The sequence below is a fragment of the Vibrio sp. 03_296 genome, from assembly GCF_002265885.1.
Genome location: NZ_NPKW01000314.1, coordinates 1 through 1,097 on the forward strand (window position 1 = coordinate 1; position 1,097 = coordinate 1,097).

The following is a 1,097-nucleotide window of genomic DNA, read 5'->3' on the forward strand; positions in this document are numbered from 1 at the left end:
AAAGCTGGAAGTCGGGCAGTGAATTGAATATTGAAAATAATGGCAGCTCAATATCTGGTTGGTCAACAGACTACGTTAATGCGTACTTAGACGAACGGAGCTCTAAAAGTCGGTTTTGACACTATTTCCTATCATGCAGGATTATCTGGAGCATGTGATGTCGGTAGTTGTGCTAGTGGTGGTTTAAAGGCGGGAACACCTAGCCCMATTTCGCCTTCGTTTACCAGTACTGCAAGTTTATCTATTGATCAATGGAACTACGCAAGTATCTGCGATGGAAATTATTGTAGCTACTCAAACAGTGGCAGTAATGAAGTTACAATTACCATTCTTAAACCGTTGAATACACTGATAGTAAATGGCTATAATCACCCTTTCGTTTAAAGTTGTGTTTAATGATGTTGGTGGACCGTATGGAACGGAAGTGAGAAGTTACAATCCTGGGGGCAGGTTGAAACAGTCTTAAAAGCCAACGGTCGCTACGCTTTCCGAGATATCACTTTTTCAGGGACTGGTGGAAAGTTCAGTTTTGAARGGGGTTGTTCTCTATGTTGTGAATTCATTTGTTCAAAACAACACAACCATCATGAATGATCTAGGCGGGCTAAAAGATATGATCATTTACGGACCAACTGCCACATTTAACTTCAATACTCCTACATCGGATTTTGCTGCGCAGATTTAGGGKAGTCGTGTGACGTTCAGTAACCCGATTACGTTACGCGGAGCAGTAACAACGAATCGATTAACGATGAGCACCGGAAACATTAAAATTATTGGAGAGGGGGCGTGTCTGACACCAAGTTCAAATTATACTTTAGAACTTGTTCCAAGTAGTGATATCGCGTTGACCTGCGAAACCCTAACGCCGACTGTTCGTGTGCTGATATGTGTTTTAGCAACAAATTTCTCGGGATCGGTGACGGTGCTCGTTGATGGTGTGCCGCAGCAATTGACATCGGTTAATGGTGTTCTTGAACAGATATTGTCACTCACTGTGAACCAAACTAAAACGGTTGCTGTTGAGGCCTACATTAATGGTGACCAGGCTAATACGACGGTAACAGGGCAATATCAGTTTGTCCCCTTCAAATTTG

1 protein-coding gene is annotated in these 1,097 nt (G+C 42.6%); it reads left to right on the forward strand.

Annotated elements, in window-relative coordinates; all coding sequences use genetic code 11:
• Positions 1-751: 751 nt before the first annotated feature.
• Positions 752-1,097, forward strand: a 346-nt coding sequence (locus CIK04_RS33705; RefSeq protein ID WP_325205777.1) for a hypothetical protein, incomplete at its 3' end; no start/stop codon positions are given.